This window comes from uncultured Amaricoccus sp. (assembly GCF_937891315.1).
GTDB lineage: Bacteria > Pseudomonadota > Alphaproteobacteria > Rhodobacterales > Rhodobacteraceae > Amaricoccus.
Genome location: NZ_CALAGI010000007.1, coordinates 1 through 4,760, shown reverse-complemented (window position 1 = coordinate 4,760; position 4,760 = coordinate 1). Strand labels below are relative to the sequence as shown.

The window sequence follows — 4,760 nt, the reverse complement described above, 5'->3', positions numbered from 1 at the left end:
CGATGGTGCCGAGAATGCGGAAGCCATCCTTGATGGTGGAGAGTTTGGACTCTGACCCCAGGCGGCGCGCGCCATAGGGCGTCTGCACTTCCGCGGTGATCATGTCGAGCTCGAGCGCGTGGACGGTGAGTTCGGTTTCCGTCTCGAAGCCGGACGCGAGAGCCGGGAAGGATTTCACGAAGCGGCGCGAGAATGCGCGATAGCCCGAAAGCATATCGGTGAAGCGGTCGCCGAAGATCATCGAGACGAGACCGGTGAGCAGCCGGTTGCCGAAGCGATGGCCTGCGCGATAGGCCGCTTTCTCTTCCGTGATGCGCGCGCCGACCACCATGTCGGCCTGCGTTTCGAGCAGGCGCGAGACCAGGCGAGGGGCGGAGGCCGCATCATAGGTCGCGTCGCCGTCGACCATCACATAGACGTCGGCTTCGATGTCCGCGAACATGCGGCGCACGACGTGACCCTTGCCCTGCAGCGGTTCGCGGCGGACGATCGCGCCAGCATCGCGGGCGACGGCGGCGGTGTTGTCGTGGGAGTTGTTGTCGTAAACGAAAATGCGGGCGTGGGGCAGCGCGATGCGGAAGGATTTCACGACATCGCCGATGGCGGCGGCCTCGTTGTAGCAGGGGATCAGCACCGCGATATCGAGGTGGCGGATCGCCGGCGAGATCTGCTGGCCGACGGCATGGAGCGCGGCTTCAGCGGCGGCGAGGCGCTCGTGAATATCGGCGTTGAAATCTACTGGAGGCATAACCCACCCGTGTCTCAGTTTGAGCCACGCTGCCACGAGGGGGTAAAAAAATTGGGTGGCGAACCGATCAAAAGATGATCGGATTTCGGTAGGAATTCCTTCGGAAAGGTTACGACGCTTTCCGCTCGCCCATCATCTTTGCGAAGCGCTCGAAGAGATAGAAGCTGTCCTGCGGGCCGGGGCTTGCTTCAGGATGGTGCTGGACCGAGATGATCGGCTTGCCGGCCACCGACAGGCCGCAGTTCGTTCCATCAAAAAGCGACTTGTGGCTCTCGGTGACGCCCGACGGCAGCGTGTCCACGTCGACCGTGAAGCCGTGGTTCATCGAGACGATCTCGACCTTGCCGGTGGTGAAGTCTTTCACCGGATGGTTCGCGCCGTGATGGCCTTGCGGCATCTTCTTGGTCTTCGCGCCGAGCGCGAGGGCGAGCATCTGGTGGCCGAGGCAGATGCCGAGGATCGGCACGCCATTGGCGATCAGCTTCTTGATCTCGGGGCCGGCATAGACGGCGGTCGCAGCCGGATCGCCCGGACCGTTGGAGAGCACGACGCCATCCGGCTTGAGCGCGAGAATATCTTCGGCCTTCGTCTTGGCGGGAACGATCGTGACCTTCGCGCCGACAGCGGAGAGGTTGCGCAGGATGTTCTTCTTCACGCCGAAGTCCATGAGGACGACGTGGAACTTCGCCTTGTCGAGATGATGGAAGCCCTTGTCGAGCGACCAGAGGCCGTCGGTGGAGTCGAAGCGCTGGCCCGACGTGACATTGATCGCGAGGTCGGCGTTCTCGACGCCTTTCCAGTCGCGCGCGGCTTTCACCAGGGCTGCGCCGTCGAGCTTGCCTGCCGGGTCGAAGGCGATGGCGGATTTCGGCATGCCGAGTTCACGGATGCGGCGGGTGAGGGCGCGGGTGTCGATGCCCGAGAGGCCGATGACGCCGCGCTTCTTCAGCCAGGCGTCGAGCGTGTCGGCGGCGCGCCAGGAGGCGGGCAGGGTCGGCGGGGCCTTGAAAACGGCGCCGCGTGCGCCGGCCGCGCCCTGGGCCGAGGATTCTTCCTGGTCGTCGGCGTTCGCGCCGACATTGCCGATGTGCGGGAAGGTGAAGAGGACGATCTGTTCAGCGTAGGACGGGTCGGTCAGGATTTCCTGATAGCCGGTCATCGCCGTGTTGAAGCAGAGTTCGCCGGCGGCGACGCCCGTGGCGCCGTGGCCGTGGCCCCAGAAGATCGTGCCGTCCTCGAGGGCGATGGCGCCGGTCGGTTTCGTGGTCATGGGAGGCCTCCTGGCTGCCGGCGCGACTCGGCGGGGGCGCAAACAAACGGACGCTAGGTAGGGGGGTGGGGGTGGTGCGTCAAGGACAAGACATGCGGGTGCGACCTCGCTGATCGACGATCGGCAAGGCGTTGGGGTTTGATTGGGAAAAATGCGGGGAACGGAGGTCCGCGAGCGTGCGCGCGGCCCTCTCCGTCTTGCGCGCAAGCGCGCGCAATCCACCTCCCCCACTCCTGCGGAGTGGTGGAGGCAAGAGACCGGTGTGTTGCCTCCACCAGGCGAAGACTGGGGGAGGTGGATTGATGCGAAGCATCAAGACGGAGCAACTGTCTTGTTTCAGGCGTAGTTGCGTTGGTCGCGGCTCATGGCGTTGAGGATGGTGAGGAGTTTGCGGGCGGTGGCCAGTATGGCGACCTTTGCGGGCTTGCCGGCGGCCTCGAGGCGGTCGCGGGCGGCCTTGAGCGCGGGATCGCGCCGGCTTGCGATGAAGGCGGCGAGGTAGAGAGCGCGGCGCACATCTGCGCGCCCGCCCCAGACATGGCGGCGCCCGCGCCTGTGGCCTGAGTCGCAGGCATGCGGAGCAAGGCCTGCAAGGCTGGCGATGCCGCGGCGATCCAGCTGGCCGAGTTCGGGAAGCCTGGCCAGGATGATGGCGGAGATCGCAGGCCCGATCCCCGGCGCGGTGCGCAGGCGGGCGGCCTCGTCGGCCAGCGCCTGTTGCGAGTTGATATGGCCGGCGATCTCCTTCTCGAGACTGGCGCGCCGGCCGCGCAGCACGGCGAGCATCCGGCCGATGTCGCAACGCACGAAGGGATCGTGGGCCTGGCGGAGGCGATGCGTCTCGGCCGTGATGGCGGCGACGATGTCGTCGCGCCGGGCGACCAGTTCGCCAAGACGGCGGCGGGCCGCATCGACCGGCTGGCAGGGCCTGAGGTCGAGCGCGCAGCCCATCTCCGCGAGGACGCGGGCGTCCACCCTGTCAGTCTTGGCGAGCTTGCCCGTGGCGCGAGCGAACTCGCGCGCCTGACGCGGGTTCACCCGGGCATGGCGAATGCCGGCTGCGGCCAGCCTGTCCATCAGCAGGCGTTCACATCCCCCTGTCGCCTCGAAGACGACGAAGGCGCCTGCCGGCAGCCCCCTCACGAAAGATCCGATGCCGTCGTTGAAGATACGGACCGAACTGTCGTTCGCTGCGTCGAACACGTCGATCCAGTCCCCGGCGACATCGACGCCGAGGACGTTCCGGTGCAAGTTCATGGAGCCTATCCTTGTCTGGGGGCTCGCCGCGTCAACGGCGTCCCGGGCAACTGTTCAGGAAACAAAGGCACGCGGGCGAGCCCCATGCTTCGTACGGCCCTCAAAAGCCCAGGGGGCAGCCGGGGTCTCGCCCGCAACCACTTTCGCACAGTCCAAAGAGACAAGGGGGCATGACGCGAAGGGATTGGACGCCATCTCGCGCGCGATGCGGTTGGCGCGGCGCTGGGCGGTGCGCTCGATGCGCGCGAGGCTGCCGCGCAGGCGCTGGTAGCGCTGCAGGAGTTCGCGCCAGGAGAGCGGCTTGGCGGGAGCGGGCGGGCTGACATAGCGGCCGGGGAGTTTGAGGGAGAGGCCCAGGAGCTCGCGGGTGCGCAGCGCGACAAGGATTGCGACCATGCCTTCGGCGACACGCAGGCCGCGCTGGAACCCGGCGCGGCCCTCGGGCGTGTCGCGGAGCTCGGGAACCGGCAGCGGATCGTCGAGATGGCGGTCGATGTGGGTGAGGAGCTGAACAAGGCTGCGCCACACCTTCAGCAGGGCCTGAAGGGGCGATGGTATCCACATGAGGATCAGCGCCAGGGTCATCGGCGGAGTATGAGTCCGGCCCGGACCCCGGCTGAATTGAGCGCGGTGTTCACACGTCCGGCGGGGCTAGAGCGCTGGATTCAGGGCGGAAGGTTTTTTCGCTGTCCCACAAAGTGGAGACGCCCAACCCAGCACATTCTCGAGGTCGTAGGGTGCATCTTGATGCACCACGCCACACGCCCGGTGCATCAAGATGCACCCTACGGAGCGTGAGCACCACCTTGTCCTGGGGAAGGAAGAGGACCGCGGCTAGAACTCGATGTCGAGTTCTTCGATTTCGATCGGTTCGGCTCGAGAGTCCTCCAGCCATTGCTGCATCGGAGGCCAGGCGATGATGCGGTCGCGGTATTCGGCGGCCTTGCCCTCGAGGGCGACGTCGTAGGTGAGGAACCTAGTGCATACCGGGGCGTACATCGCATCGGCGAGTGTGGGCTGGTCGCCGAACAGGAAACGGCCGCGGTATTGTTCGAAGCACTCGTTCCAGATCGTCAGCACACGGCGGATGTCGGCCTTGGCGCCGGTGAAGACGCGGAAGCCGGGATAGCGGGCGCGCAGGTTCATCGGCAGGGCCGAGCGCAGGTTGTAGAAACCGCCATGCATCTCGCCGATGATCGACCGGGCATGGCTGCGAGGGCCTGTTTCCAGCGGTAAAAGGCCCTTTTTCGGGAAAGCTTCCTCGAGATACTCGGCGATTGCGAACGTATCCCAGATGCTTGCGCCGTTGTGGTCGAGGCGGGGCGTGAGGACGGTGGGGCTGAGCAGCAAAAGCTCCGCACGCGCGTTCGGATCATCGATCGAAACGCTCTCTACCTCCACGTCGAGCTCCCCGAGGCCCTGGCCCGGGTCGGCGGGAGATCGGAAGAGCGTCGTGTAGGGAAAGAGTGTCTTCGCCTGTGTAGA

The 4,760-nt window shown here is 65.8% G+C and carries 4 protein-coding genes; all 4 read right to left on the bottom strand.

The features are described from left to right. A partial coding sequence (locus Q0480_RS00515) for a glycosyltransferase (RefSeq protein ID WP_299129646.1) occupies window positions 1–784 on the bottom strand: 784 nt, incomplete at its 3' end. A gap of 73 nt (window positions 785–857) precedes the next feature. After that, a complete protein-coding gene (carA, locus tag Q0480_RS00510) occupies window positions 858–2,018 on the bottom strand; it encodes a glutamine-hydrolyzing carbamoyl-phosphate synthase small subunit (protein ID WP_299129643.1) in 1,161 nt (386 codons plus the stop codon). Window positions 2,019–2,354: 336 nt separating this feature from the next. Next, the gene (locus Q0480_RS00505) at window positions 2,355–3,269 is read right to left on the bottom strand and encodes an IS110 family transposase (protein ID WP_299129641.1); all 915 of its coding nucleotides are present in this window, start codon (window positions 3,267–3,269) and stop codon (window positions 2,355–2,357) included. 60 nt (window positions 3,270–3,329) lie between these two features. Beyond that, window positions 3,330–3,860 carry a hypothetical protein gene (locus tag Q0480_RS00500; RefSeq protein WP_299129639.1) on the bottom strand — a complete coding sequence of 177 codons (531 nt, stop codon included), beginning with the start codon at window positions 3,858–3,860 and terminating at the stop codon, window positions 3,330–3,332. Between the last annotated feature and the right edge of the window lie 900 nt (window positions 3,861–4,760).

What these genes read in the sequence shown, in the direction of transcription:
- carA (WP_299129643.1), bottom strand. Translation starts at nt 2,018, where the DNA reads ATGACCACGAAACCGACCGGCGCCATCGCCCTCGAGGACGGCACGATC.
- Q0480_RS00500 (WP_299129639.1), bottom strand. Translation starts at nt 3,860, where the DNA reads ATGACCCTGGCGCTGATCCTCATGTGGATACCATCGCCCCTTCAGGCC.